This is a genomic window from Leptolyngbya sp. UWPOB_LEPTO1, assembly GCF_017302695.1.
Taxonomy (GTDB): Bacteria; Cyanobacteriota; Cyanobacteriia; order Leptolyngbyales; family Leptolyngbyaceae; genus Leptolyngbya; species Leptolyngbya boryana.
Genome location: NZ_JAFLCJ010000004.1, coordinates 94,685 through 121,456, shown reverse-complemented (window position 1 = coordinate 121,456; position 26,772 = coordinate 94,685). Strand labels below are relative to the sequence as shown.

At 46.1% G+C, this 26,772-nt stretch carries 23 protein-coding genes; 6 read left to right on the top strand and 17 right to left on the bottom strand.

What is annotated here, in order from left to right; all coding sequences use genetic code 11:
* Nucleotides 1-8: 8 nt before the first annotated feature.
* Complete coding sequence (locus J0L70_RS08065; RefSeq protein ID WP_287453982.1) at nt 9-686, bottom strand: TIGR02117 family protein; 678 nt, start codon at nt 684-686, stop codon at nt 9-11.
* A gap of 21 nt (nt 687-707) precedes the next feature.
* Between J0L70_RS08065 and J0L70_RS08060 the strand changes: the two genes are divergently transcribed.
* On the top strand, nt 708-1,358 hold the full coding sequence (locus J0L70_RS08060; RefSeq protein WP_287453981.1) for a Uma2 family endonuclease: 651 nt from the start codon (nt 708-710) through the stop codon (nt 1,356-1,358).
* A gap of 237 nt (nt 1,359-1,595) precedes the next feature.
* Here J0L70_RS08060 and J0L70_RS08055 read toward each other — a convergent pair whose 3' ends face one another.
* The 3 genes from J0L70_RS08055 to J0L70_RS08045 form a co-directional block, all read right to left on the bottom strand.
* A complete protein-coding gene (locus tag J0L70_RS08055; RefSeq protein WP_287453980.1) occupies nt 1,596-3,872 on the bottom strand; it encodes an ATP-dependent helicase in 2,277 nt (758 codons plus the stop codon).
* Between the two features lie 163 nt (nt 3,873-4,035).
* The gene (locus tag J0L70_RS08050) at nt 4,036-4,458 is read right to left on the bottom strand and encodes a type II toxin-antitoxin system VapC family toxin (RefSeq protein WP_017289867.1); all 423 of its coding nucleotides are present in this window, start codon (nt 4,456-4,458) and stop codon (nt 4,036-4,038) included.
* A gap of 3 nt (nt 4,459-4,461) precedes the next feature.
* Complete coding sequence (locus J0L70_RS08045) at nt 4,462-4,785, bottom strand: hypothetical protein (protein WP_017289866.1); 324 nt, start codon at nt 4,783-4,785, stop codon at nt 4,462-4,464.
* A 178-nt stretch (nt 4,786-4,963) separates the two neighbouring features.
* On the opposite strand from J0L70_RS08045, the gene J0L70_RS08040 reads away from it, so the two are divergent.
* Both J0L70_RS08040 and J0L70_RS08035 read left to right on the top strand, forming a co-directional pair.
* Nucleotides 4,964-5,347 carry a DUF1824 family protein gene (locus J0L70_RS08040; protein ID WP_287453978.1) on the top strand — a complete coding sequence of 128 codons (384 nt, stop codon included), beginning with the start codon at nt 4,964-4,966 and terminating at the stop codon, nt 5,345-5,347.
* A 70-nt stretch (nt 5,348-5,417) separates the two neighbouring features.
* Entirely contained in the window at nt 5,418-6,743 is a 1,326-nt protein-coding gene (locus J0L70_RS08035) for a hypothetical protein (RefSeq protein ID WP_287453977.1), read from the top strand.
* 70 nt (nt 6,744-6,813) lie between these two features.
* Here the strand turns inward: J0L70_RS08035 and J0L70_RS08030 are convergent, their stop codons facing one another.
* The 3 genes from J0L70_RS08030 to J0L70_RS08020 form a co-directional block, all read right to left on the bottom strand.
* Nucleotides 6,814-7,368 carry an HPP family protein gene (locus tag J0L70_RS08030; RefSeq protein ID WP_287453976.1) on the bottom strand — a complete coding sequence of 185 codons (555 nt, stop codon included), beginning with the start codon at nt 7,366-7,368 and terminating at the stop codon, nt 6,814-6,816.
* 120 nt (nt 7,369-7,488) lie between these two features.
* Nucleotides 7,489-8,586: an aldo/keto reductase gene (locus J0L70_RS08025; RefSeq protein WP_287453974.1), complete on the bottom strand. Its 1,098-nt coding sequence runs from the start codon at nt 8,584-8,586 to the stop codon at nt 7,489-7,491.
* Between the two features lie 3 nt (nt 8,587-8,589).
* Nucleotides 8,590-9,096, bottom strand: a complete 507-nt coding sequence (locus tag J0L70_RS08020) for a bifunctional nuclease family protein (protein ID WP_017289860.1) — start codon at nt 9,094-9,096, stop codon at nt 8,590-8,592.
* A gap of 383 nt (nt 9,097-9,479) precedes the next feature.
* Between J0L70_RS08020 and ribE the strand changes: the two genes are divergently transcribed.
* Nucleotides 9,480-10,142 (top strand): riboflavin synthase, encoded by a 663-nt coding sequence (ribE, locus tag J0L70_RS08015; RefSeq protein ID WP_287453972.1) that lies wholly within the window; start codon nt 9,480-9,482, stop codon nt 10,140-10,142.
* 335 nt (nt 10,143-10,477) lie between these two features.
* Here the strand turns inward: ribE and J0L70_RS08010 are convergent, their stop codons facing one another.
* The 6 genes from J0L70_RS08010 to J0L70_RS07985 all read right to left on the bottom strand — a co-directional run bounded on the left by J0L70_RS08010 (nt 10,478) and on the right by J0L70_RS07985 (nt 18,453).
* The gene (locus J0L70_RS08010) at nt 10,478-12,094 is read right to left on the bottom strand and encodes a sensor histidine kinase (RefSeq protein WP_287453970.1); all 1,617 of its coding nucleotides are present in this window, start codon (nt 12,092-12,094) and stop codon (nt 10,478-10,480) included.
* Nucleotides 12,095-12,129: 35 nt separating this feature from the next.
* The gene (locus tag J0L70_RS08005; RefSeq protein ID WP_017289857.1) at nt 12,130-12,690 is read right to left on the bottom strand and encodes a chemotaxis protein CheB; all 561 of its coding nucleotides are present in this window, start codon (nt 12,688-12,690) and stop codon (nt 12,130-12,132) included.
* A complete protein-coding gene (locus J0L70_RS08000) occupies nt 12,690-13,520 on the bottom strand; it encodes a CheR family methyltransferase (protein ID WP_017289856.1) in 831 nt (276 codons plus the stop codon). The genes J0L70_RS08005 and J0L70_RS08000 overlap by 1 nt, the downstream gene beginning before the upstream one ends.
* Nucleotides 13,521-13,761: 241 nt before the next feature.
* Nucleotides 13,762-14,241, bottom strand: a complete 480-nt coding sequence (locus J0L70_RS07995; RefSeq protein ID WP_017289855.1) for a hypothetical protein — start codon at nt 14,239-14,241, stop codon at nt 13,762-13,764.
* The gene (locus J0L70_RS07990) at nt 14,241-17,261 is read right to left on the bottom strand and encodes a PAS domain-containing sensor histidine kinase (RefSeq protein ID WP_287453969.1); all 3,021 of its coding nucleotides are present in this window, start codon (nt 17,259-17,261) and stop codon (nt 14,241-14,243) included. Before J0L70_RS07990 ends, J0L70_RS07995 begins: the two co-directional genes overlap by 1 nt.
* Nucleotides 17,262-17,355: 94 nt before the next feature.
* Nucleotides 17,356-18,453: a hybrid sensor histidine kinase/response regulator gene (locus J0L70_RS07985; RefSeq protein ID WP_148664729.1), complete on the bottom strand. Its 1,098-nt coding sequence runs from the start codon at nt 18,451-18,453 to the stop codon at nt 17,356-17,358.
* A gap of 583 nt (nt 18,454-19,036) precedes the next feature.
* Between J0L70_RS07985 and J0L70_RS07980 the strand changes: the two genes are divergently transcribed.
* Both J0L70_RS07980 and J0L70_RS07975 read left to right on the top strand, forming a co-directional pair.
* Nucleotides 19,037-19,360, top strand: a complete 324-nt coding sequence (locus J0L70_RS07980) for a hypothetical protein (protein ID WP_017289852.1) — start codon at nt 19,037-19,039, stop codon at nt 19,358-19,360.
* Nucleotides 19,361-19,392: 32 nt separating this feature from the next.
* Nucleotides 19,393-20,610 (top strand): geranylgeranyl reductase family protein, encoded by a 1,218-nt coding sequence (locus J0L70_RS07975; protein WP_287453968.1) that lies wholly within the window; start codon nt 19,393-19,395, stop codon nt 20,608-20,610.
* Between the two features lie 63 nt (nt 20,611-20,673).
* On the opposite strand, the gene larB is transcribed toward J0L70_RS07975, so the two are convergent.
* From larB to J0L70_RS07955, 4 genes are all read right to left on the bottom strand, one after another.
* Nucleotides 20,674-21,441 carry a nickel pincer cofactor biosynthesis protein LarB gene (gene larB / locus J0L70_RS07970; RefSeq protein WP_017289850.1) on the bottom strand — a complete coding sequence of 256 codons (768 nt, stop codon included), beginning with the start codon at nt 21,439-21,441 and terminating at the stop codon, nt 20,674-20,676.
* A gap of 13 nt (nt 21,442-21,454) precedes the next feature.
* The gene (locus J0L70_RS07965) at nt 21,455-23,236 is read right to left on the bottom strand and encodes an ABC transporter substrate-binding protein (RefSeq protein WP_287453965.1); all 1,782 of its coding nucleotides are present in this window, start codon (nt 23,234-23,236) and stop codon (nt 21,455-21,457) included.
* Nucleotides 23,237-23,238: 2 nt separating this feature from the next.
* Nucleotides 23,239-25,023: an ABC transporter substrate-binding protein gene (locus tag J0L70_RS07960; RefSeq protein ID WP_190652797.1), complete on the bottom strand. Its 1,785-nt coding sequence runs from the start codon at nt 25,021-25,023 to the stop codon at nt 23,239-23,241.
* 68 nt (nt 25,024-25,091) lie between these two features.
* Nucleotides 25,092-26,768 carry an ABC1 kinase family protein gene (locus J0L70_RS07955; protein ID WP_287453963.1) on the bottom strand — a complete coding sequence of 559 codons (1,677 nt, stop codon included), beginning with the start codon at nt 26,766-26,768 and terminating at the stop codon, nt 25,092-25,094.
* Nucleotides 26,769-26,772 lie beyond the last annotated feature (4 nt).

Sequence of the window (26,772 nt, the reverse complement as noted above, 5' to 3'; positions counted from 1 at the left end):
TTTGTCGATTAGTTCGGGAGTTGCCGCATCACCGCAGGCGCAAGGGCTGACCAGAGCGGCGTATTAATTCCTGCTGCGTCTAAGGCTTCGGCTGACCAACTGTTACAAGTTCGTAATGCAGAATACTGTCCAGTCGCCGCATAAAAGCCATCGGTGGTGGCGGCTCCATCTTTAAGATGGATAACATTGCCTTGAGCATCGCGATCGAAGGAGTTCTGCACGAAATTGACAAACGCAAGATACTGTTCTCGATCGACTCCGACACATCGAACTTCTTTGGGTCGCTCCGCATAGCCTTGCACATACATGACCGAGGCATTGCCCGGTTTGAATAAGACTCTAGCAATATCGAAAACGTTCATACTCTGCCAATCTGGGACTTCTGTGTACCAAATACGATCGCCCCATCCCATTTTCAAATATCGGTAATTTTCATGTGTATCACTGCCAATTTGTTCCAGGTTCAGAAATTTTTGCCAATCATAAACGCCGTTGTCAACTGGCATTATTAAATTCACATGCATCGCATCACCCTCAACATAGATTTGATACGGGTGATCGCTGCAAGATTGTGCAGTGTTCCAGCGACGGGGAGTGAAAAAGCCGATCGTCAAGGCACTGCTTAGTAACAAAACTCCACATATTGCGCTCTGAGCGAGGCGAATAAACGCAGTACGATACTTCATGTGAACTTATGAGTAGAGATTATGGGCAGAAAACCGACTCCCACTGAAAAAAGAGTGACGCTATCGGGGGTGAGTTGGCAAGCATTTGAAGAATTGCTTGGGGAGTTGGGGACAGAGCGCACCGCCCGGATGACCTACGATCGCGGCAAGCTGGAAATGATGACCCCGCTTGAAGAACACGATCGCTGTAATCGCTTGATCGAGTCACTGATTTTGGTGATTGCAGATGAACTCTATCTAAAAATTCAGTCCCTTGGATCGGTGTTGCTGACACTTCCGGAGGTGGGTCGCGCGATTCAACCGGAAGGCGCTTATTCACTGAGTGAGGTGCGCTTGACGAAGCGAGCAGAAATGGATATGAGTCGTGTGGCTCCTCCTGATTTGGCCATTGAAATTGCGATTAATATCGGCAAACTCGATCGCTTTTCGATGTATGCCTCAATGGGTGTGCCGGAACTGTGGTTTTATCTGACTACAGTTGGGGATGATGTGCTGAAAGGGAATTTGCAGATCTTTCAGCTTCAAGGCGATCGCTATGTGGAGACGGCGAATAGTCGATTATTTCCGACGTTACCTGGAAAGCGAATTTTAGAGTTTTTAGAGCAGAGCGATACGATCGGGCTAGCTCAGGCTTTAACTGTGCTACGCGACTGGGCAAAAAAGCAACTTTGAAGCTAGAAGTGCAGTTGTGTGTCTAAGAGGGTGTTTTAAAAGTATTAACTGTTTCCTTGCTCCGTTCTAGCTTGCCCCGGAATGAAATTCCAGGGCTAACAGTGCGAAGTCCACTAAAGGGACTGAAGACCCCATTCTGGTTGGCTGTTAGTCCCTTTAGTGGACTTTGTTCAACTAGCCCCGAATTCATTCCGGGGCGGGTGAGTGTGTCTCAACGATTACTTTGTAAAACATCCTCTAAAACTCTACATCGTCCTCTTCCGCTTCTCCAATGACTGAAAGCTGAAATTGCTGTTTTAAAGCTGGAATGACTGGGCAAGGTGCGCGATCGTCTAAATTTTCTGGCTTGCTCCAACTAAACGGAGCCTGTTTTGCTGCGGAAAGCCACAACAATCGTTTTGCTCGCGTCATCGCAACATACAACAGTCGAAACTCTTCAGCCGTTTTCAGATATCCGGCACGTTCCCAAGCTTGATCATTATCAGGAATCGGTTCTTGATGCACGATCGCTCTAATTTGTGCTCGTGCAACTTCTGGCAAAGTATACTCTCCCAAGAACCTTGCTGCTGGAGGAATGTAGAGCGATCCAGGAATCATATTCTCATGCAAAAAAGGCATGAACACATAGTCCCAATCTAATCCTTTAGCTTTGTGCATTGTAATGATAGTAATCTGACTGGCACGAATATAGCGATCGTCATCTTCTGCTTCGACTGGCTCAAATCGCTCCGAAGTCACAATCTCTGCGAGTACTTCTAAAATAGCAGTCAGCGAATTCTCCCGCGTTTGCTGCATGATGCGTTCTGCAAGCTTGTCTGCGGTTGCTAATTCGGTTTGCTCATAGTTCAGCGTATAAGCTAAAAACGAAATGAGTTGATACAGCGGTAGCTCTAATCTAGCTCGGAGCAAGCTAGTACAGAACCGACTAGCTTGTTGTACTTGCGGAGATTGCGGTGGATCAAGCGGAGCCGGATATAGAAACTGCTCAGGAAAAGCAATCAGCGCATTGAGATCTTGGGCGGGAATGATGCGACGATGCACAAACACTGATAAGGCTGCTTTGAGATTATCCGGTGAATGCGGTCGATCGAGAAATTGCAGCAGTGAGAGCATTTCAGCCGGAATATGCGACTGACGATCGCGCATTCCTACCTCAAAAATTGCAAGCTTTTCATCAAACCAGCGTGTGAGTTCTCTCGCCACAAATCGCCCTTGGTCGTTCGTTCTCACTAACACAGCAGCAGTGCGGTGTGGAAACTGGTTGAATAGTGCGATCGCTCTCTTACCAATCCATTCCACAGTTTGATGCACATCTTCTGGCGTGTGAATCTCAAAGCCTAATCCTTCAGGATTGGGATTGGCATCTGCTTGTGGGTCATTCGCAGCAACAGGGTGAATCATCTGCGATCGAAATGGTGCAGTTTCTTCTTTTGCATAAGTTCGATTCACCCATTTCAAAACATAGTTAGCCGCTTCAAGAATAATGCGACTGCTGCGACCTGCTTGATTCATTTCCGCAAGTCGATTTTCTAAAGAACAAGCCTGACAGAATTCTCGAAAGAAAACCGGATCAGCAGGCGTAAAGGTTGAGTTAATCGCTTGATTCGGATCGCCAACTCGGATCAAATTCTGCTGATCGGAGTCTGCATCAGTTGCTAGTAGTTCTAACAATTGAGTCTGGAGTGGGCTAGAATCTTGGGCTTCATCTTCAAATACTGCAAAAACTTGAGATTGCCAACGCGATCGCACACTTGGATGCTCTAAGACTCTCAACGCACCGAGAATCATCTCATCGTAATCAATAAAATTTCTTTGCTGTAATTGCAGTTGATATTGCTCATACAGTCCTGCTGCGATCGCCAAAATGTCATACTCATCCGAGGTCACTTGATTTCTCAAATCCTCAGGTGCCAATCCCGAACTCTTAGCTTCTCGAATTACGGTTTCAGCTAATGCAGGCAGAACTTCAGTTCTCAAGACAGATTGCCGTCTCAAGCGTTCTGTCTCTTCTCCATCGAATTGCTGCCCCTCTAACAAGCGTTGATACAAGGTTGGATTCATACCAATCCATTGCTCAACACTGGTTCGGATCAGGCGACTGCCTTGTGTTGGAGTAATCAGCACTGCGTCTGGATTCAAGTTCGATCGCTCAGGAGCACTTCGAGCGATCGACCAGGCTAATCCATGCAAGGTATGTACGACGAAACCGCCTTGAGGCAAACTGAGCGTTTTCAGATGCGCTCGAATTTTAGATTTAATATTTGCAGCGGCAGATCGCGTAAAGGTGACGACGACTAACTGCCGCCGACTATGCAGTTGATATTTCGCGATCGTCATTGCTGCTGCAACTGCCATTCCGGTCGATTTTCCGGCTCCTGGCACGGCGGAAACTGCCAACCGACCTTCGCTCCAATCTGCAATCTCTCGTTGCCCAGGACGAAGTGTACTGCGTAATTCTTGCAGTAACTTCTCGCGCATTTCTAAGACCGTTGAAACTACAGGTTCGGTTGTCATCTTGAAGTTAGATAGTTTGTACTACTAATTTAAACGGTATTCCGGTTGATTGCAGAGCTAAAACGAAATCTATGACGCGATCGGAAGTTTAGATTATATTTTCGGATAACTTCTTTGCACCAGAATGTATGCGCTGTTTTACAAATACGGTGAGAGTTGCACATTAAAGTGACCAATCAACAATCCTTAATCCTGGTACTTGACCGAAATCTCGCTGATTACGTGTGACGACTGTGGCATCTTGGGAAAGCGCGATCGCAGCAATTCTCAAATCCTGACGCAGACGCTTCTTGCGTAGGGGTGCATTTTCACGTAGGACTTTAACGTAGCAAGCATCTGCTGCTGCATCAAACTTCAAAACTGGGAATTGACGAACAAAGTCAACGGTTTGCCAAAGATTTTCGTATCGCTCGATCATCAGTGCTGCATCAGTCGTGGTGTTGAGTCGCCCAACCCAGCCATTGAATAGTTCTTGCACTGTAATAATTGTCAAGGAAACGTTGTGCGCTGATTCTGCAACCTTTACCTTCACCAGGGGATGATCTCGCAACCACAAAGAAACATGATCCGTATCGAGAATAAACATAACTCAGCGTGAATATTCCGATTCATCCATTTCTTCATCCCCCCAACTCTCTCTCGCCGCCTGAATTTCTTCTACAATCTCAGCAAAGTCGGCATTGTCCTTAAAGATGCCTGCAAAGTTTAGCCAAGCTGGATTTTCGTCAGAATTATAAATCGGAAGCTGCCAGGTAAATGCTTCTGCATCCTTAACGTGATCAAGCAATGCCGTTTTTAGTGCTTCGATCGCTAATTCTCGCGATGCGGCTTCGACTCGATAAGCAGGCAATTCAAGTACAGAGGCTTCATACTGCCCCGATTCTAGTGATTTGATCAATAAGGTAACATCCATTTTGCGATCGCACTTCCCGTCAGAATGATTTCAGTTTAACGCGATCTCACGACACGAAAATTCAACCTGAAAACTGTACAATTTCTGGTTGCGAGATAGTCGATTCTGAATCAGTCGAACTGCATTTAGCTGAATCGTAGAGACGGTATTCTAAGAGAGTAGAACTAAAATAAAAATTATGACGCGATCGGAAGCTGAGACTATTTTGCGGCAATTTATTTGTAATGATCCGAAGACCGTAACAACCGATTACGCTATCTTACGAAAAGCGGTTTCACAAGTTGTAGAACTTTCGGACTATCAGATTTTTGGAGTCTGTGCAGGAACCGCGAAAGAGGGACTCCAAGCCCTTTCACAGTATGTGAATGCAATCGGCTACGACATGCCAGAGATCCAAGAAATTGCAGGTGAGGTTTATATCAAGTTCAATCCAAATTTACGGCGATCGCACATTGAACCCTATGTAGGCAAACATCGTGGCGTTTTAATTTCTTGCCAGTCTGCTTACGATGACGGGGTGAACGAAACATTCGGACATTTGCCGCTCGATTTGTTTGCTTAAGATCTATCGCAAGATGCTTCGGGATTCACAAGCGAGACGATAATCTGTTCAAAGACGATCGAGGTAATTTATGGTGGATGCAATTTTGGCGCGATCGAAAGAACTCAAACAAGCGCTGACCGATTTTGTTTACGACGCAGAAGGAGAGTTAGCGACTGCATTTGAAAAGTTCGTCGCCGATCGCTTAGAGCAATCTCAAGCACGAGATAGCAAACACCGAGAGACGGTTGTCGATATCTTTCTGAGTCATGGGCAGATTGGCACGAAATCACCCTTGGAATTGTTTGTTGAAAGCGAGCCAGAATTGTCAGCGAGCGATCGACAACTCGTTTTGAACTGGAAACATAACTTTTCAGGATTGTTTGCAATTCAAGAAATCTTACCGGATGGTTTCAAATTAATGAATTGGCTCACGACTAAGCTGTATATCGTGAAGCCGAATGATGAAGACACGCAAAATGCAATGTCGCGGCTCAAACTCGGAGAAATGCTCACAACACGCATTGCACCTGTGGAAGAGTACTGGACGTTTTTTAGTCCGTTTACTCAGCTCGGAAAGCTCGGAAAGCCAAAGCTAGCAGTCGCGATCGGAAATTTTCGCCAAAACTATAAATCTGATCTTTACGGCGATGCACCTGAGTTACTAGAAGAAGCTTGGAAGTCAGTAGAACGCTATCACCAGGACTTTCTCGACTTTTTTGGAAGTGAACAGATAACCTTGTCGGGCTACCATCTGAGCAAGAAAATTTCTGAGTTTCAAGAGTTTCTCACACAGCGACGACTCGATGAAGTTGGACTCGATAAAAACAAGTCCATCACAGAACTTGCGCAAGAAGCAGGCGTGAGTGATGAAGAACTTGCTGAAATGGCAGAAGCAATGGGATTAGATGCAGAATCGGCTGCCAAAATGCTACAAAACAAAACGGCTGCTAAGATGGCAGCCCCGCACGTCGAACTGCCACCCGATTTGAAAAAAGCTGAAGAAGTAACAGTTCTAGCTCATCCACGATGGGGACAGATATTGCTCACCACTTACACACAATTTGAGGCGCTATTAAAAGCAGAAGATTGGAGAAGTGTGAAAGGGGCGGAAGCATTGGTTCAGAAATATCTCAATGATGCTGAAATCAATGCGTTTGTGTGGCATCGATTTGCTGAACAGTATCCGACTCAGTTAGAGAAGGTGTTGCAGGAATATACGGGACTGCCGTTTAACTTGGAGCGAGATTTAGATCCCTTACTTCAGATGCATCGTAAACCTTTAGAACCCACTTTGCCTGATATAGCGAGTGTTCCGATTCACCTGCACAATCTATTTCAGGAAGCATTAGCAGAGGTTAGTAAAACGAAATCGAAGGAGAAAGCAGCGAAGAAGGCGAAAGGTTTTCAGCGTTGAGGATTGCTTGGGGTGAGAACTCCGACTGTACTTGAAAAGCCAAAGTTCTCAATCCCCAACAAAGCTAAGGTTAAAGCCAGTGTTTAGGATAGAGTCTTCCGGGAACTAGATTATTGAATGCGATCGTACAGAGCAAAATGACAATCGATCCTGTCAGTACGGGAGTCAATAAAAAATCCCATGAAGCCTCGCTCATCACACCAACTAGCGCCACAGCACCTCCCGGAGGATGCAGCGTTTTTGTTAACTGCATCAGTTTAATTGCAGTTGCAACGGCAAGTGCCATCACCCAAGGCGCTGTGCCAAAGGCATACACCAAAGTAATGCAGACGATCGCGCCGATGAGATTACCACCAATCAGGTTGCGGGGCTGGGCAAGCGGGCTATCCGGAACAGCAAATGCAAGCACAGCGGCTGCACCAAATGGAGCCGCAATTAAAGGATATTGAGTATGTACAGATAAATAAGCGAGTGTTGCAATTCCTAAGAAGCTCCCCATCCAAGATAAGAAGATTTGAGAGTAAGAAAATTCAGGCTGATAGATTGAGTTTCCCATCGTCCTGAAATTTTGCGATCGCACTCGTCGTCTTGCCTGACTAATATTCTTTACAAGTAAGGATTTCATAGGAAGGTTTTCTGAACGAGGTGTCTGAACTACTGTCAGATTACCGTAATAATTTCATCAGAAAGATTGTAAAAGTAGTTTCTGATACAGAAAATTCCTATGGAGTTTATACAGATTTACTTATTCCTGCCACAATCGCCGTCCAGCTTTTCCATTTAAGCGATCGTGTGTCTCTCTCAACAATCTCGGAATCTCTAACTTCTCTGGGCATTTGGGCAGACAGTCTCCGCAATCTGTACAGCGATTGCCTTTATTCCCTGGAAACCAATGCCCCGCATTCTCAAACATCCGATAGCGGTACTCTCCAAACTGCTGCATGTCATAAGCCGTTGCTAAATTTCTCAGTCGCAGCACTTCCGGAATATTGATGCCCTCTGGACAAGGCAAACATTCATAACACTGGCTGCACTGTTCCGGCGCGCGAATTGCTCGCAATCGTTCGAAGACTTGCTGTTCTTCTGCACTCAATGCTCCAGTTCGATAGTCTAAATTCAATTCATTCGGATTTGCAGCACCCACACTTAACGTCGTAATTCGTCGATCGCTCAACAAGAACCGATAGTTCATCTCTAGCGGTGACATCGGCGCACACAACTGAGTCAACTTCTGCGGCGGTGTGTGTAACATGCCCGCTTTGTCAGCAGGCGAAATGATAAAAATCCCTAAATCTTTTTGAGCAGCAAGCTCGATCGCGGGTGCATTTCGTTGAAAAAAGAACGAGTAATGCAAATTCACAAATTCAAAGAAGTCCGTCGCGATCGCTGCCAAAATCACATCTAAACTGCCATGCGTCGAGAATCCGACATGCCGCACTCTGCCGTCAGCGATCGCATCTCGAACGGCTTTCATGCAGCCATTGTCTGCCTTCACCCATTCCAAATGCTCCCAAGTATTCAGCCCATGAATGGCTAAACTATCGACAAAATCAACTTGCAGCCGTTCTAAAGACTCATCAATCCAGCGATCAGTTTGATCAGCATCCAAACTCGGTGGTAACTTTGTGGTCAAAAAAACGCGGGAGCGCGCACCTTGCAATGCGGCTCCCAAAAACTCTTCACTTTTCCCATAGCCTCGTGCAGTTTCAATATGGTTAATGCCAAGCTCGATCGCTCTTTGCACGGTTGCTTCCATCACCGACGCAGAAGAGAGACAGCGCATTGTCCCTAACGAAAATACCGAATACGCAAGCTCAGTTTTACCGAATCGCCGATCGTCCACGAGCTACTGCGCTTCTCCACTACTAAACCGTCCTCGTTGGATCAATTCATCCGGGCTGAGATTCGAGATAAATTCTCTAAAGGCGCGACGTTCTGCTTCGTCTGCGTCTCGATCGACTGGAATCGAGGCATCTGCCACGACTTCTTCCATCACCCAAATTGGGCTATTCGTTCTCAGAGCGATTGCGATCGCATCACTGGGGCGAGAATCAATCTCGCGCCGGGTTTCGCCCTGCTTCGTCACTAAAATCGCGTAAAATGTATTATCTTGCAATGAGTGAATAATGACTTTCTCGACCTCTATTTCCCAGGCTTCTAAGAAATTGACCATTAAGTCGTGAGTCAGAGGACGAGGATGGGTCTGACCTTCAAGAACGCTAATAATTGCTTTTGCTTGGTCTTGACCAATATAGATTGGCAGCGCTCGTCGATCGGTTGCATCTTTTAACAAAATGATCGGACTTCGAGTGGATGCTTCTAGTGCAATGCCTGCAACCTTCATTTCAATCATGGTGTAGCCTCTAGATCTCCAGAGATCACGAAATGGATAGAGAAGTGTCTAAAACGAACTTCGTTCAAGAGACGTAATCGATCGCGCTCCGGGAGCAGGATTGCGTTCGAGAAATCGCATTCGGGTGCGTTCTTAGATCAGATCCTAATTCATCCCTTTCAGAATTTGACAAAATAAAAGAGGACTTCCAAATTTCATCATTTTCTTGAGGAAAAGATTAAAGTAGCGCTAAACCACCCTAAACTCTCTATTGTGATTTTAGACTGTAATTCGTCTGACTTTGAATGTCTAGATAGGATTCAAAAAAATTCTGAATCTCCCGTTACATCAGCAAATCAGATTGGGGACGATCGGGATCTTATTGTCAATAAGGACTTAATTTTGTGTTTACAGGACTTGTACAAACGGTTGGTCATTTAGCAGTTCTCAATCCCGAACAGGTAAAAATTTCGGGGTCTGCAATGTCGGTGATTTTGCAGGGTTTAGAACTCGGCGATAGTGTCGCAGTGGATGGAGTTTGTTTGACCGTTACGGAGATTCTCGATGATGGGTTTGTCGCAGATGTTTCTCCGGAAACGGTGAATCGTACAACTCTCGGACGCGCGGCAGATAGCGCAAAGTTCGTGAATTTGGAAACTTCGCTGCGGGTTGGTAGTAAATTAGGCGGGCATTTTGTCACAGGGCATGTGGATGGGGTAGGAACGTTTCATTCTGCGGCTGAGTCTGCGACGTCTTGGGAGATGCGCTTCAATACGGAGAGTGACCAAGTTGCTCGCTACATTTTGCCGAAAGGGAGTATTTCCGTCAATGGCATTAGTTTGACTGTGGCAAATTGTGCGCCGGATGGTTCCTGGTTTACCGTTGCAGTCATTCCTCACACTTATGCTGCAACGAATTTGTGTGAACTGAAGCCTGGGGATTGGGTGAATTTAGAAGGCGATATTTTAGGAAAATATGTAGAGCGGTTTTTGCGGGGTGAGAAACCGGGAGCAGAAGTGCCCGATCGCGTTTCGATGGATTTTTTGGCGGAGCATGGCTACGTTTAGATTGAGGTAGTCGTTCACCGCAATTCATCCTGATAGGGAGATGGGCGTCATTCAACATCAGTTCGGCACATTCTTTCGCTTCGTTGCTCACCCCTCCGGCATGAATTCGGGACTAGCTGTGCGAAGTCCGCTCTGGGACTGACAGCCCATGAAAACACTTTCTTCAGTGGGTTTCAACCCACTTCGCACAGTTAGCCCGAACTTCCAGTTCAGGGCGGGACGCAAACGAGAGCGACAATCTTCCAATTCATTTTCCCGACTTAGTTGCGGCTCCCCATCTCCCCACTTCGCAAAATGAATGCCGTTGACTAGCAAAGTGAAATTAACGGCTCAGCTTACCAGATCACTTTCTGAGCAGTGTCTACTGACATCAGAGAATCCCCTGGCAATTTATCCTGCAACTCGCTCGAATTCAAGAGCGGCAATCGCACCGTGAATGTCGCTCCTAATCCTGCTCCTGGACTATCCGCTGAGATCGTTCCTCCATGCATTTCGACCAAATGTCGCACGATCGCGAGTCCTAAGCCTAGCCCATTATGCGATCGAGTCGTAGTACTGTCTGCTTGGCGAAAGCGATCGAACACATGCGGCAAAAATTCTGACTCAATCCCCATGCCCGTATCCATCACAGCAATTTTCGCCATGTTCGCATCATCCAACGTGAGGCGAATGGTAATTTGTCCCTCGGATGGCGTAAATTTCACCGCATTTGTGAGCAAATTCCAGATAATTTGCTGCAACCGAGTCGAATCTCCCCAAAGGCTCGGTAAATCGGGTTCAAACTCTGTTTCGAGTAAGATCGATTTTGCCTCGATCTGAGGACGGACGGCATCGATCGCAGCTTGAATCACAGCGATCGGATGCACCGCCCGATAATTCAGCCGCAGCTTGCCGCGAATAATCTTCGACACGTCTAAAATATCTTCAACTAACTGCGCCTGAGTTTCCGCATTGCGTTCGATCGTTTCTAAGGCGCGATCGATCATTTTCTGGTCGTACTGTTTCGATCGCAGTAACCGTACCCAGCCCAACATCGAATTGAGCGGCGTTCTCAACTCATGAGAAAGCACCGCCAAAAACTCATCTTTCATGCGATTGGCGACTTCTGCTTCTTGGCGCGCGAGCTGTTCGCGCATGACTTGAGCACGGGTGGCTTCCGCTTCTTTGCGCTCTGTAATGTCCTCGATTGTGCCAACATACCCTTGAGGTTCACCAGTTTGGGAAAACATCGGACACGATCGCACTTGTACCCACAACGCGCGCGTATCTTGAGTGTGTAGGCGAAATTCTTCGGAAAATTCTCCGCCCTGTTCGAGATAGACCTGCCACTGAGAAATCGCGCGATCGCGATCCTCTAAGTGAACACACTCACACCAATTCTCAGCCAACCTGCCACAAATCGCGTCGTAGCGGGGATTGGTATAGGTACATTGTCCCGTCGGATCAATCACAAAAATTCCAGATGGCGAGGATGCTGATAGAGAGCGAAACTGTTCTTCACTCCGCCGCAATTCAGCATTGACTGCCTTAAGCTGCGCTGCTTGTAGCTTAACCGCTGCCGTTTTCTTAAATAAATCGACGAATACTGCAACTTTAGAAACCAAAATGTCGGAATTAATCGGCTTGATCAAATAGTCCACTGCACCGAGTGAGTAGCCTCGAAAAATCCCGTGATCACTCGAATCAAAAGCCGTTAGAAAAATAATTGGCGTATGCTGCGATCGCGCTCTTGATCGAATCAAACTTGCCGTTTCAAACCCATCGATCCCGGGCATCTGGACATCGAGCAGAATCACCGCAAAATCTTGATTCAGCAGACATCGTAGCGCTTCTTCTCCAGAGGATGCCTGTATCAGATTCTCCCCGAGCTTGCCTAAGACCGCTTCCAATGCCAGCAAGTTTTCAGGTTGGTCATCGACAAGAAGAATGTTAACGGGTTTGTTCAACGACATGGGAACGATCCTAAAACAGCGGGAGTAGGGTGAGGTTAGGAGCAGAGAGTAACCAGCATAGATGGAATCTGATGCAACGGGAGAACATAATCAACAGCGCTTTTAGCAATTGCGGCTTCCGGCATAATCGGGCATTCAGCAGTACGAGGATCTTGCACGATGGTCGTGCCGCCTTGCGCTTTAATCTGAGCCAGACCTTCTGAACCATCTTGATTTGCACCCGTCAAGATGATCCCGATGACCGACTGAGCGTAAACCTTTGCTGCGGACTCGAACAAGACATCGATCGAAGGTCTTGCAAAAGCAACGGGGGGATCAATTGAAAGCGAAAAATACTCAGGTTCAGCAAGAAGATGGTAATTCGGCGGAGCTAAGTAAACGAATCCAGGGCGAATCGGCTCTTTGTCCTCCACTTCCAAAATGGTCAACGCGCTTTCCTGCTGTAAAATCCGGCTGAGCATGTCTGTCGATCCTTGATCCCGATGCTGTACGATGGCGATCGGCACTGTGAAACATCCTGGTACCCCTTTTAACATAGTCCGCAGCGCGGATAATCCCCCTAGAGAAGTACCTATCGCCACCAAAGCAGGTGCCATTAGTCTAACCTCCGATAAAGCTTCTCAGAGGTTGAAAGGGGTTCGTAGCGATCGTGATACGCCGTAAATCGGAGAGATTCTTGCCGTCCTAATGCCAAAATGCCAAAAGGGCAGAGGCTTTGATAAAACAGCTCATGCACGCGATTTTGTAAGACACGATCGAAGTAAATCAAGACATTGCGGCACAAAATCACATTGAATTCATTGAATGATCCATCAGTCACAAGATTGTGTTGCGAGAAGACAATGTTGTCGCGCAGCGAAGCGCGAAAAATCGCATTTTCGTACGCGGCTGTATAGTACTCAGAGAATGATTTGCTACCTCCTGCTTTGAGATATTGCTGCGTATATTCTTGCATTGCAGACAGTGAAAATATTCCAGTCTTGGCAGCTTGCAATGCTTTCTCATTAGTGTCGGTTGCGTAGATCCGACAGCGATGGTAGATGCCTGCTTCTTGCAATAAAATTGCCATGGAATACACTTCTTCTCCGGTTGAGCAGCCTGCGTGCCAAATCCGAATAAAGGGATAAGTGCGCAACATAGGCAAGACGACGTTTCTGAAGGTCAGAAAGAAGCTCGGATCGCGAAACATAGAGGTGACATTGACGGTCAAGTTGAGCAAGAAGCGATCGAGCGTGGCGCGATCGTGCAAGACTTTTTCCTGTAATGCTGAGATTGTCTCAATTCTTTCAGACTGCATAAAATTTTGCACTCTTCGTCTCCGAGATGAAGAGGCATAGTTGCGAAAATCATAGCCGTAGTAGCGATAAATGCCATCAAACAGCAGTTGAACTTCAATATCTTCGAGGGTAGGCGACTGTGACAGCATGGGGATTGAGCGTAAATGCCGATGAATTTGTCAATTCGCTAAGTTGAGATCCCCATAGCCCTCAAGGTGAAGGCGCTAAACAAGATCTCTACAAGTATTGATGACAGAGTGAATTTCTTGAACCAATCCTTTCTAAATTGACACAATTCCAGACGGGATGGAATCCTCCCGCCGCCCTAATTTCTAGCCATCCCGTTTTCCCGGAATCTGGCTTGTGAGGCAAACGATCTCACTAGAGGAATCACCCTTTGGAGAGTTTAAGCGCGATCGCAACGCATCCTCCCATGCCTGCTAGCAAACTCGCTAAAATGACCCAAAGCTGTCCAGGTCGGTGTGTCCGAATATTCAGCGTCTTTGCAGTTGTGTCGGCAATAAAGCGATCGAGCAAATCCCGTTGCTGCAACAATTGCTGATTGTTGCTGGTTGACCAATTGTGAGTGAGAGGAATCACTGCACCGGATTGTAAAACGATTGCTAACCGTTGATCTGTAGAGCGCCGTCCTTGCTGGATGGTGGTCATCTTTAACTCTTGCTTCTCAAACTCAATTGTTTTCAATGAACCGATTAAAGGTTCATGCGTTAATTCACAGATCACACGGTTTGCGGTTGGGCGACAGTTAAAGTGAACGAGGCTGCCCATTGTCTCAATCGTCATCTCACCGATCTTGCCTAGCCCAGCGATGCCTAATCCTGCGATCGCAAATATCAACCATTTCACCATCAGTCTAAAATTTCCGTATCTTGAGGGCGCAGAGGCAACATCACTTGAACCATTGTTCCTTGATTTTCATGACTCGTTAATTGAATCTGCCCTTGATGAATTTCAACTGATTGTTTGACGATCGCCAGTCCTAATCCATTTCCAGAAATCATTCCGACATTCGTAGCTCGATGAAATGCTTCAAAGAGCCGCACTTGATCACTTTCCGGGATTCCAATGCCTTGATCTTGCACTTCAAAGTAAACGTGGGTCTGATCTTGTCGGATTCGGAATGTGATGGTGGACTCAGCCGGAGAGTATTTCAACGCATTAGAAAGCAGATTGGTAAAAATTTGCCGCATCAATTTCGCATCCATGTAGCCGCGAATTTCTGACACATCCGCTTCCGGTTCAAACCTAATCTGGTGCTGAGCTTGATCATTCAATCGCATTTCATCGATCAGGTTCTCGCAAAAAGACAAAATATTGAGTGGAGCCGGTTCAAACTTGACTTTCTTGGCATCAGCCCGCTCCAGCATCAGAATGTCACTGAGAAGGTCTTTCATGTTCAAAGATGCCGCTTGAATGCGCTGGATATGTTCAAGTTGTTTATCGATCGAACAATTTCCCGCATAAAACTCCAGCATGTCTGCCGAAGAAAGAATCGTACTCAAGGGCGTACGAAACTCATGCGAAACAGTGGTGACAAAGTTTGATTTCAGTTCGCTTAGCTCGCGTTCTTTTTCTAATGCTTTTCGCATTTCAATCTCAGCTTGTTTGCGGTGGGTAATTTCACGCTGCAAGCCGACCCAATAAGTGTAATGTCCGGTTTGGTCGGTGACTGGGAAAATACTCAGTTCGATCCACACTTCAGACCCGTCTTTGTGATAGTTGATCAGTTCGGTAATCACAGGTTGCCAGTTCTTTAAAGCCGATCGCAGATTCTTCAAGACTGTCCAATTCGTTTTCGGACCTTGCAAAATCCGAGGGGTCTTGCCAATCACCTCATGCTTCTCGTAGCCCATCATGCGCGTGAAGGCATCATTCACAAAGACAATTCTCGGACCTGGTGGCTCCACGGGTTCTGCTTCAGTAATCACGATCGCATCATTTGCATTTAAGACGACAGACTCTAAAAGCAACAATCGCTGCTCTTGAGCTTGGCGCTCTGCTTCTCGATGCTTAGCTTCGGTAATATCTTCTGCAATTCCCGCTATGCGATAGACTTTGCCTTGCTGATTGCGCACGGGAAAGGCACGTGCGAGTAACCAGCGCTTTTCTTGATCGGGGCGCTGGAACTGAAATGTTGCCTCTGCGGATTTGCCTCTGAGTGCTTGCCGACTGACTTTCATCAGATGGGGGATATCTTCTGGTAGCCCCCGATTGAGCCAAAAACTTAACGGTTTCTCATAACAGCTTTGACTGTCATACCCCAAAACTTGCTGACATCCTGGACTGATGTAAATCAGCTTGCGTTGCTCGACATCGTACATCCAGAAGATCTGTTCAATGTTCTCAGCTAACTGCCGGAATCGTTCTTCACTTTCTCGCAGTTCCGCAGCCGCAGCTTTGCGTTCATCTTCGACTTGCTGTCGCTCTCGCACATTCAAAATCAGCGACAAGACTGAAATTAGCTCACCTGAGCTATCAAACAGGACGGAGTTATACCATTCACAGGGCACGATCGAGCCATCTTTCGAGACATTGCGGCTGGTACAAACATTGCGAGTCGTCTGCCCGTTGAGAAGTTGCGCGATCGCGCGATCAACCGTGCCTAAATCCTCTGGTACGACTAATTCCCAACTTCCAAACTGTTTGCCAATCACTTCAGACGCATCCCATCCGAGTAAGGCTTCGGCTTCGCGTGACCAGCGAGTGATCCGTAAATTTTGATCCCATTCAATGACAGCAAACGGTGAATTATCCACATGGAAGGATAACCGCTGTAAGGCACATCTGAGCGCTTGCTGAGCTTGGTCGCGCTCTCTTGCGGTTTCGACCGAATCGGTCATATTGCGGAAAAATAAAGACACGCCAGACTTAGCAGGATAGGCGCGCATTGAATACCAGCCCTGGCAGGGGATATAGTAATCGACAATTTCGAGGGGGACACCTTCTGCCATCGCACGTCGATAGAGTTGCCCAAAACTCGTTTCTGCAAAGTCGGGAAACTCCTGCCAAAGCACTTTGCCGAGCAAATCTCGGGCAGGCTTCCCTAAGATCTGTGCGGCAGCATGATTGACATAGGTAAAACGAGCAGAGCGATCGAGCGCGACAAATCCATCGGTAATGCTCTGCAAAACCCGGTTAATCTGTTCACGGGCTAATTCTGCTTCAGCACGGGCAGTTTGCTCACGGGCTAACAGTTGATGCCGCTCCTCTTCGATCCAGCGGCGCAGACTAATATCTGAAAAAGAAACAACGACCGCGTAGGGTAAAACTTGCCCAGGCTGAAACAGCGGCTGAGAATTGATCGAAATCCAAGTTACCTGTTTCTCAGGTTTGCAGAGACCCAGAATGACTTCTGAGCAGGGAATCCCCGTTTTTGCCGTGATCAGACCCGGAAAAGTTTCGAGATCAAATGCAGAACCATCTTCATGGATCGCTTCCCAGCCCAACTCCAAAATATTGCGATCGATCAATTCATCGATCGCACATTCCAAGATTTTCTCAGTACTGGCATTACAAGTTTCGATGAGTCCTTCTGCATTGAGCATCATCACAGCTTCATGCATCGCTTCTACAACGGATCGATAGCGTTGTTCGCTCGTTCTAAGGCTTTCTTGCTCACGACGGCGACGACTGACTTCAGCTTGAAGTTGTTCGATCTTATGTTCGAGTTTGGTGATTTGATAACGCAGCGATCGCACGGTATCCAGATCAAATTCCGCCTCCACGCTCGACACTGAAGGAGCGATTGCTTTGGGGGTTTTTGTCAGTTCTTGCACAGATTGGGCTTGAAGTTGCGATCGCAGTTCGGCGACGAGTACTTCGAGTTCCGCATTGCGCTGTTGTAACTGGATCTGGTCAGTTTCTCGCATGACTCACGCTCGAATTCAGGGGTGAATAAATCTTTGCCTCTAAAATCTTTACTTAAATTTTGATCGAACTTCATGGAGACTTGCTGAAGTTCATTTAAAGAGTTTCATAAGGCAGTTCGATGACAAAAGTAGTCCACCCAGTCTGGCTTTTTACAATAATACTGCCTTGAAGCTGTTCAACGAGCTTTTTGACGAGGGCAAGTCCTAGTCCTGTGCCGCCTTTTTGCCAGCGATCGCTGCCCGGAACTCGATAAAATTTGTCAAAAATATGCGGCAAGTTTTTTGTCGGAATTTCGGATTGATTGGCGATCGTAAATTGCAAAAGTGGAGTCTGATTTTCACTCAATCCTTCGCGAACTTTGAGGCAGATTTCACCTCCACTTTGTGTATATTTGCAGGCATTATTTAAAAGCTCAACGAGAATTCGGCGCAAACTGACTCCATCTGCCACAATCACAGGCAAGGTTTCGGGAAGATTCACCTTGAGAAGTTGTTGACAGTCCCGAGTTCTGACTTGAAACGCATCTGTTGTTTTCCGCAAAAGCTCTCTTAAATTGAGCGGTTCGGGTGGAGCTAACGCTTCTCCAGATTCCAGTTGATACAAATCTAATAAGTTTTGGATCAATTCATCGCCTTGATCGCACGCATTCAGCGCAATATCGATATATTGCCGCCGATTGTCCGGCATCGCATCCATTAATTGCAGCGCCACTTTAATTGTCGTGAGTGGTGCGCGCAGATCGTGCGTAATCGTGTTGAGCAGATCGTTTTTCTGACTATTGATGGATTGCAGTTCATCGACCTTTCTCTGAATCTCAAGTTGGGCGCTATGCCGTTTCAGACGAGCAGCGATCGTCTCTAATAATTCCACCCGGCGAAAGGGTTTGGTTAAGTAGTCATCCGCGCCCAAATTCATCCCCTGTCGCATATCGGCTTTATCGGCTTTGGCGGTCAGAAAAATAAACGGAATCATTGCTGTGCTTGGATCTTGACGCAATGCTTCTAAAACGTTGTAGCCGTCAAAATCAGGCATTTTGATATCGCAGAGAATCAAATCGGGCGATCGCTCCTTTGCCAATTGAATTCCGGTCATACCATTATCGGCATTCAGGGAGTCAAAGCCCCCAGAGGCAAGAATTTCTAGAATGTTCAGCCGAACATCTTTTTCGTCTTCAATCACCAAAATTTTCATGAAGGTTCCCCGATCTGGCAGCTGAGTCGATTGAGATCTGATGATGGAATCATTGCAGTTTTGCATTGCAGTCGAATGGGAACGTTTTTGGGGGTGTACTCGCTTTGATGCTCACTGACATCTGAAATTACGATCCTGCTCCGTAATTGTGACGATGCTCCCCGTATAAGCATGGATTCAAAATTCCGAGCACCCTCGTAAAAACACGGCAATTAAAGCTGATTTTAGCGAATTTTATGCCAAAAATGCCAGATCCCTTATGACAGTCTGAGCCCTTCCTTCAGAGAAACTGTGGAAATTACTTAAACTTTATCGCTGAGGCTGTTTTTTGATGTCTTCGCGACAAACTGCATATTTCGTCTGTCTTAGGATAGATAGGTTGCCCGACTTTATTAAATAGTGTTAAGAATAAGAACTGAATCAACCTGAGTTTGACATTCAATACCCTAAGAAATGGGGGTGCACTGACTGCGCCAATTGGATTGAAAAGATACATTTATATGTTCTAAAACTGGCACAATGAACCGGAAACTCTGAATTTTCCTTTGAAGTATTTAATGATTGGGCTGATCTATTATTTTGCATGAACCTGCTACTCGCAAATGAATCCGATTGTCGATTTTTTAAGTTTTGGTTTCACGATCAACTCTGTGATGGAATTAGCTATCAAGGTGAGTTGTTTTGCCAGTTTCATAGCTTTAGTGCGCAGCGTCGAGATCAAGCGTATGACTTAGGCTCAAGATTGCTCGATCGCGGAATTTCGGTGATTATTTGTTGTTCTAGACAACGGTACTCATTAGGCATTAATTTGCGAAATAACTGGGATGCCTATGGTGAGCGTGAAAAGCAACAGGTTTTACTAGAAGTGCAGGGCATGGATTCAGTGCTGAGCCAGCTTTTACGGTGATAGTCTAGTAGGTGCAATTTTCTAGATCGCTCATGCAAACCTACGATGTCGTTGTTATCGGTGCAGGCCCCTCTGGCTCGATCGCTGCTGCTCAACTTGCCCAAGCTGGATTCACTGTAGCTCTACTGGAAAAACAGTTTTTGCCTCGCCATAAGACGTGCGGGGGTGGAATGCCGATGGTGATGCAGTCTCAGTTACAAGATTTAGCTCCAGAGGCATTTGTCGAGTCGGATGTTACCCAGATGCGGCATACCTGGAAGTTTGAAGATCCCTATCTTGTTTCGATGAATCCGCGATCGACGGATGAGCGCTTATCGCTCTGGATGGTTCAACGACCTCTTTTCGACAATGCTCTGGCTCAAAGAGCGAGCCAGTTTGGAGCCGAGTTGCGAGATGGAATTGCGCTCCGATCGCTTGAACCCGAACCTGATGGCGTGATTGTCCGAGCACAGGGGATTAAGACAGGAGCGGAATTTACAGCAAAGGCGCGATATGTGATTGGAGCAGATGGCGCGAATGGAGTGGTTGCAAAGGCGACTCAGTTGAGAAAGCGCAAAGCGATCGCGTTAGCAATGGAGATTGAGCATCCACATCAATGGGGCGAGGGTCATGCAGATTTACGTCCCGATATTGCTCATTTAGAATACGGTGCGGTGAAACGCGGATATGCCTGGATTTTTCCGAAAGCTGATCATTTGAATATTGGAGCAGGTGTGTTTCGTCCAGATAATCAAGATGCGAGACGCGATCGCGATTTACCCGCGCAGTTGCAGAAGACGATTCTGGAATATATGGATGCGTTGGGATTGAAATACGATCGTTCAGCTTTGAAATTTCACGCTCATCCGTTGCCGACATGGAGTGGGAAAGAGCCATTACATGAAGGACGAATTTTACTAGTCGGGGATGCAGCGGGATTAATTAATCCGTTGTTTGGCGATGGAATTCTCCATGCAGTGAAGAGTGGTGCGATCGCAGCTCAAAGCATTATTGATCAAGCAGCAGATGAATATACCGATCGCATTCACGCCGAGTTTGCAGCAAATTTTGATGCAGCTTTGAATTTAGCGCGGGTGTTTTACCAGTGGACGGGAGTTTGCTATAAGTACGGCGTGAAGTATGAGAAAAGTACACGCTATGCTACTCAGCTTTTGTGTGGCGATTTACTATTTACGGATATGGCAGGGCGGGCGATGCGGCGATTGAAAAAATCGGTGGGATCAAACTTCTTTCCAGCGTTCAATAGCTAGGTGATGATTGTTCAGAAGTCGGAATTTTGTAAGATTCTGACTTCTCACTCTGTGCTGCTCAGGTTACTTCAGTTTACTAGCCGTTCTCAGAATTTGACCTGCTAACATGGCGGCTCCAAATCCGTTGTCAATATTGACGACCCCAATACCAGTCGCACAAGAATTCAGCATCGTGAGCAATGCGGATAGTCCATTAAAACTGGCTCCATATCCGATACTGGTGGGAACAGCAACGATCGCACAATCTGACAGACCAGCTACTACACTCGGCAATGCTCCTTCCATTCCTGCGACGACAATTAGCACATCTGCCTGAGTCAACACATGCACATTACTTAGCAAGCGATGAATTCCAGCAACGCCGACATCCCAAAGTCGATTCACCCGAAATCCACAGAGTTCAGCAGTAATGGCTGCTTCTTCGGCAACAGGAAGATCTGCTGTGCCTGCTGAAAGAATCCCAATTGTACCTGGATAAATCGGAGCTTTTGGACTGCCTAACGCGCAAATCTTAGCAGTCGCATAGTAAAGGGCATCTGGAACCATTTCTTTCACCCAAGCATACACTTCAGGCTCCATCCGAGTTGCCATGACGACTGTCGCTTTATCTCGCATTGTTTCCATGATTTGAGCAATCTGCTCGGGCGTTTTACCCGGACTCCAAATGACTTCCGGGAAACCCGTTCTCAGAGATCGATGATGATCAATATTGGCAAAACCTCCAACTGGCTCATAAGTGAGATATCTCAGCTTGCTCAATGCATCTTCTGAACTCAGTTTGCCTTGAGATACATCATCTAACAGTGCTTTTAGTGCTTCGGGATGGGTCATGTGAAGGGTACTACTACTCTTTGATTTTAAGTTCTTGAATGTTCCAAAGTCCCCAACTGGGTAAACCAGAATACTTCAATCCTTGAACTCGATTTCTGACTGCCATGATTGCAGAGTCATTGACTAAGTGGATCACAGGAAGCTGTTCTTGAACGAGCTTCTGAAACTCACCATAGATTTTTTTGCGTTTCTCTGGATTCAGTTCTTGAGCACCTTGGATAAATAAGCGATCGATTTCTTTCTCCCACTCATTTGCTACATATCCTTGGATTTTCGGCTGTCCAACTTGCTGGCTCAAATTAAATGAATGCGATCCCCCACTGGTCATCCACAGATTTGCTAGTCCATGTGGCTCGGTTCCGCCCGTAAATCCGATAATGTGAGCATCCCAATCTCTTGCTCCATTGATTTTATCGATCAAAACGTTAAAATTCAGCGGATTATAGTCAACTTGAATTCCAATTGCAGCTAAATCTTGCCGAATTTGAGCGCCGATTGCAACACGAGTTAAATTATTCGAGTTGGTGAGTAAAGTAAAGCGAACTCGATTGCCATCTGAGTCAAAGAGCTGACCGCGATCGTCATATTTGAATCCAGCTTTCTTTAGCAAGTTTTTTGATTGATTCGGATCGTAATTGTAGGCTTTTAAACCTTCCTTGAGAGTGAATGGGCTTTGCACCGAAATCGGCGAATTTTGGACGACTCCTAAACCTCGGAATAGATTAGTGTTAATGCGATCGCGATTAATTGCATAAGCGACAGCTTTCCGAAATTCAAGGGTATTAAACCAACGCGATTTAACCGGATCAACAAAGGGCTTGCCATTTTTATCTTTTGCCTTACTGAGATTAAAAGTAAGATACAAAACACCTGACCAAGGGCCGCCATTTAAGACCTGGAAATTTCCGCGTTTTTCTTCTCGCTTTAATAATGAAAAATACTCCGATCGTAAAGGTCGAGTATCACCCATCACATCCAAATCGCCAGAGCGAAATCTCAGCAATTGCGTATCTAAATTTTCGATAAACTGCCAAACAATGCGATCGATATAAGGCAATTGCTTGCCATCTTTGTCTTTCCGCCAGTAATACGAATTTCGCTTTAAAACTAATCGCTGACTTGGGCTATAGCTATCAATGACATACGCCCCATTCGTAATAATTTTTTTCGGATCGGTGTCTGTTCCCCAAGTTGAAATGAATTTAGGATTTCCATCCGGTAGTTTTGAATTTATTGCTTCTGCTAAGGCATGTTTCGGCAAAATCATAATGCCCTCAGGTGCAGCAGTCGCAGCAATAAGAGGCGCAAAGGGTTCAGGCAAGATGAATTCAACTTGGCGATCGTTGATTTTCCGAATCTCTGGAAAAATCTTTTTCGCTCCAATCTGAATACTCTCTTTTTGATCCGTTGGAATCAACGGATTAAAAACAATATCTCGATAGGTAAAAACAACATCATCTGCCGTCAGAGGTTTTCCATCTGACCACTTCAAGTTGGGTCTTAAAGTAAAAGCGACTCGTTTATTATCAGGCGAGAATTTCCAAGATTCAGCTAATGCAGGTTCATACTCTCCTGTTAAACCATTCTCTCTTGTTAACCCTTCATAAATGAAAGGAAAAACAGATGGGAAAGTTTGATTATTGGCGTAGTTAAACGTTTTGGGATCAGTTGGACTCGCTAAGACTAACTGAGGAACTTGTGCAGCAACCGTTTTATATCGATGAGGATTACAACTCGACAAAAAGAGAAGTGCGATCGTCAAACACACTCCAATCTGGATTCTGACCTTTTTCATCACTAATCCTCAATTCTCAGGTCAGTCAAATTCCAAAGTGCACCGCCACTTTCAGGATAATTCACTCCTTTAATCCGATTGCGAACCACAGCCATCACACGCGCATTCACAAGTGGAATCCAAGGCAAATATTCTTGTGAAATTTTCTGAATCTTTCCGTAAATTTCCTTCCGTTTTGCTTCATCTAATTCTTGAGCACCTTCGACATATAATCGCCCAATTTCCGCTTCCCAATCTGCAACAACCCGACCTTCAAGCGGAGGTTTTCCAGGTGCACTCGATTGATTAAAACTATGCGATCGACTTTCCGGCAACCAAACGTTTGCTCCACTATTTGGCTCTTTACTTCCGCCCATTGCCAGTAGATACGATTCCCATTCTTGAGTGTTATCTAACTTATCCAACAACACTCCAAAGTTAATCGGATTAATATCAACTTGAATCCCCAACTGGCTCAAATCCTGCTTAATCTGTGCCACCATCGACTCACGCACCACATTCCCTGCATTCGTCATCAGCGTAAAACGCACGACATTCCCGTCTGGGTCAGCAAGTTGTCCGCGATCGTTGAGCTTAAACCCGGCTTCTTTCAGCAGTTGCTTTGATTTGTTTTGGTCGTATTGGTAAACTTTTAAGCCTTCTTCGGGCTTGAGATAATAGGGGCTAGTCTCCAAAATTTGCGAATTGATCAAGACTCCCAAGCCTCGGAAGATATTTGTGTTCATCCGTTCTCGATCGATAGCATATGCGACTGCCTGACGGAATTTTGGATTGTTAAACCACTTTGATTTCACGGGATCAACGACAGGCTTTCCGTTTCGCCGTCCTTGATTTAAGTTAAACGCCATAAAAGTCGTAATCGGACGAGTGCCGCCAATATACGCTGTGAAATCACCTCGTTTTTCTTCTTTTTTGAGAATGGGATAATCTTCAGCCCGAATCGGTTCAGAGATATCGACTCCACCTGATCGAAATTGAAGAAGCTCAGTATTCTGGTTTTCAATCACACTCCAAACAATCCGCTCGATGTAAGGCTTCTGATTGCCTTGCTCATCTTTTCTCCAATAGTTCGGGTTACGTTTGAAAATGATCCGCTGTGTCGCAAAATATTGGTCGAGCGTATAAGGTCCGTTGCAAATCACTTTCCTCGGATCGGTATCCGTTCCCCAAGTTGAGAAAAAGAGCGGATTGCCGTCTGAGCCAGTCTTGCGAATTGTTTCTTCAAGCGCATGTTTGGGCAAAATTGCCAATCCGCCTGTCACTCTCAAAAAGGGAGCAAACGGTTCAGGTGTGGTGAACTCAACTCGGCGATCGTCGATTTTTCGCACGGTTGGAAATGCCCGTCCTTTACCAATTCGCAGGACATCTTGAATATCTGTTGGCACTTTAGGATTCAGAAAAATGTCCCGGAACGTGAACACGACATCATCGACTGTCAGCGGCACGCCATCTGACCATTTCAAGTTTTCGCGCAGGGTAAATGTTACTTTCTTCTTATCTGGCGAAAGTTCCCATTTCTCTGCAAGTTCTGGCTCAAGCTCATTGGTCAATGCGTTTTCTGTGATTAATCCCACATACAAGAATCCCGCGACATTTGGATCTTCGTTAATCAACGCATAGTTAAATGATTTGGGATCGCTCAGGGTCGTATCGACAAGCTGAGGAACTTTTGCTGCTTGTGTTTTGTAGCCCTGCGGATTGCAAGCCGTAATGCCCAATATCAGGCAAAATGCTGCCATTGCCACTGCCCAAAACCGCCAAAAACCTGTAAGAGCGGAAAATTTCATAGCCGATCGCGCATCATTTAGAAAGTGATTCTATCCTTTCTACACCTTTTGCGCGGTTTCTGCTCGATTTAATTATCAATCATGCGATCGATACGGTCACGCATTTTCAACCCAATCAATGCTTTGACTAAAAATAAGCCTGCAATTGCTGCGATCGCAAATGCAAATACTGAACCGCCCACTTTTCCAACGAGCAAAATTGCTCCAGTTAGTGCTGCGAATCCTGAAATACAGGCGTAAAGCAATGCTCTCAGCGAAAGATTGAGCTTTTTCAAGGCGCGTTCTTGTTCGATCGAGCGCACCTGAATTTGTAATTCTCCTTGCTCTAAGCGGGCTTCTAATCGCTCGATCGCAGTCTGAGTGGGATTCGGCTTCGTCATGCGATACGCCAAATATCCCTTCGCCTGCCGCGCCAATTCTCCCAGCCCACCTTGCTTCGCAGGAATTGTCGCCAAACTCTTCACAAATGGTTTCGCTGCCGCTAACAAGTTATAGTTTGGGTCAAGATCGCGCGCAACTCCGTCCAACGTCGTCAAGGCTTTAATAATAAAAGTCATCCGCGCAGGCAATCGGAACGGTTGCTGCTCAAACACAGCATAGAGTTCATTTCTAACGCTCTTAAAGGCTTGAATCTCAACAGGCTTATCCGCAAATCGTTCAACCAACACGCCCACAATTCGCTTCACGGGGGTCATGTCTGCCATCGGCTCAACCAAACCCATATCCACCAGCGTTTGCACGACTTGATCGGTATCTTTCTTCAATACTGCAAAGAAAGTCTGAACCATCTGATTGCGGTTGATCGGCTGCACTTCTGCCATCATGCCAAAATCGTAAAAGATTAGCTTTCCATCGTGGCTCACTGCCATATTTCCAGGATGGGGATCAGCTTGAAAAAAGCCATCTTGGAGCAGTTGCTTGAGATACGAACAAATTCCTAAATGATTAATCTCACGAGGATCAATCCCGATAGCAAGTAACCCTTGCCGATCGTTGACCTTGATTCCTGGCACATATTCCATCGTCAGCACACGCTTCGTCGTGTACTTAGGATAAATTTTCGGAACGACAATGAGATCGTGATCAGCAAAATTATGTCGAAAGCGATCGGCATTCATCGCTTCTTGCACATAATCAATCTCACGATTCAAAATCTCAGAAAATTCCTCATGAATCGCCAAAATATCGTAGTGTCTTGCGGTTGGAACAATGCGATCAATCCATCGCACGAGCCGACCTACAATCTGAAAATCCATCGTAAAGAGTTGCTCTAACCCCGGACGTTGTACTTTCACAACAACTTCCTCGCCCGTATGCAGCCGAGCACGATGCACCTGTCCTAAGCTAGCAGCTGCGATCGGAGTCGAATCAAATTCTCGATACAAGACATGCAGCGGATAGCCTAGTTCAGATTCAATAATGGCGATCGCTTGGCTCGAATCAAATTCTGGGACTCGATCTTGAAGTTGTCCTAATGCTTTGACATACTCCAAAGGCAGCAAATCAGCTCGAGTCGAGAGCGATTGCCCAATTTTGATAAATGTTGGTCCTAAATCTAACAGCGTCCCGACTAACCACTGAGCACGGCGATTGCGGTGATGAGCAGACTGCCTTGCGATCTGACGATCCCACCACAAATAAAACGTCAATTTGGCAGCCGACACAGAAATATCCACCTGCCGAGCCAGTGGAGAAGAGAGTTGCCGTTGCCAGCGTAGAGGTTTAGGGGCTGTAGTTTGTAACATAACT

What these genes read in the sequence shown, in the direction of transcription:
- J0L70_RS08065 (WP_287453982.1), bottom strand. Translation starts at nt 686, where the DNA reads ATGAAGTATCGTACTGCGTTTATTCGCCTCGCTCAGAGCGCAATATGT.
- J0L70_RS08060 (WP_287453981.1), top strand. Translation starts at nt 708, where the DNA reads ATGGGCAGAAAACCGACTCCCACTGAAAAAAGAGTGACGCTATCGGGG.
- J0L70_RS08055 (WP_287453980.1), bottom strand. Translation starts at nt 3,872, where the DNA reads ATGACAACCGAACCTGTAGTTTCAACGGTCTTAGAAATGCGCGAGAAG.
- J0L70_RS08050 (WP_017289867.1), bottom strand. Translation starts at nt 4,458, where the DNA reads ATGTTTATTCTCGATACGGATCATGTTTCTTTGTGGTTGCGAGATCAT.
- J0L70_RS08045 (WP_017289866.1), bottom strand. Translation starts at nt 4,785, where the DNA reads ATGGATGTTACCTTATTGATCAAATCACTAGAATCGGGGCAGTATGAA.
- J0L70_RS08040 (WP_287453978.1), top strand. Translation starts at nt 4,964, where the DNA reads ATGACGCGATCGGAAGCTGAGACTATTTTGCGGCAATTTATTTGTAAT.
- J0L70_RS08035 (WP_287453977.1), top strand. Translation starts at nt 5,418, where the DNA reads ATGGTGGATGCAATTTTGGCGCGATCGAAAGAACTCAAACAAGCGCTG.
- J0L70_RS08030 (WP_287453976.1), bottom strand. Translation starts at nt 7,368, where the DNA reads ATGAAATCCTTACTTGTAAAGAATATTAGTCAGGCAAGACGACGAGTG.
- J0L70_RS08020 (WP_017289860.1), bottom strand. Translation starts at nt 9,096, where the DNA reads ATGATTGAAATGAAGGTTGCAGGCATTGCACTAGAAGCATCCACTCGA.
- J0L70_RS08010 (WP_287453970.1), bottom strand. Translation starts at nt 12,094, where the DNA reads ATGTCGTTGAACAAACCCGTTAACATTCTTCTTGTCGATGACCAACCT.
- J0L70_RS08005 (WP_017289857.1), bottom strand. Translation starts at nt 12,690, where the DNA reads ATGGCACCTGCTTTGGTGGCGATAGGTACTTCTCTAGGGGGATTATCC.
- J0L70_RS08000 (WP_017289856.1), bottom strand. Translation starts at nt 13,520, where the DNA reads ATGCTGTCACAGTCGCCTACCCTCGAAGATATTGAAGTTCAACTGCTG.
- J0L70_RS07995 (WP_017289855.1), bottom strand. Translation starts at nt 14,241, where the DNA reads ATGGTGAAATGGTTGATATTTGCGATCGCAGGATTAGGCATCGCTGGG.
- J0L70_RS07990 (WP_287453969.1), bottom strand. Translation starts at nt 17,261, where the DNA reads ATGCGAGAAACTGACCAGATCCAGTTACAACAGCGCAATGCGGAACTC.
- J0L70_RS07985 (WP_148664729.1), bottom strand. Translation starts at nt 18,453, where the DNA reads ATGAAAATTTTGGTGATTGAAGACGAAAAAGATGTTCGGCTGAACATT.
- J0L70_RS07980 (WP_017289852.1), top strand. Translation starts at nt 19,037, where the DNA reads ATGAACCTGCTACTCGCAAATGAATCCGATTGTCGATTTTTTAAGTTT.
- J0L70_RS07975 (WP_287453968.1), top strand. Translation starts at nt 19,393, where the DNA reads ATGCAAACCTACGATGTCGTTGTTATCGGTGCAGGCCCCTCTGGCTCG.
- larB (WP_017289850.1), bottom strand. Translation starts at nt 21,441, where the DNA reads ATGACCCATCCCGAAGCACTAAAAGCACTGTTAGATGATGTATCTCAA.
- J0L70_RS07965 (WP_287453965.1), bottom strand. Translation starts at nt 23,236, where the DNA reads ATGAAAAAGGTCAGAATCCAGATTGGAGTGTGTTTGACGATCGCACTT.
- J0L70_RS07960 (WP_190652797.1), bottom strand. Translation starts at nt 25,023, where the DNA reads ATGAAATTTTCCGCTCTTACAGGTTTTTGGCGGTTTTGGGCAGTGGCA.
- J0L70_RS07955 (WP_287453963.1), bottom strand. Translation starts at nt 26,768, where the DNA reads ATGTTACAAACTACAGCCCCTAAACCTCTACGCTGGCAACGGCAACTC.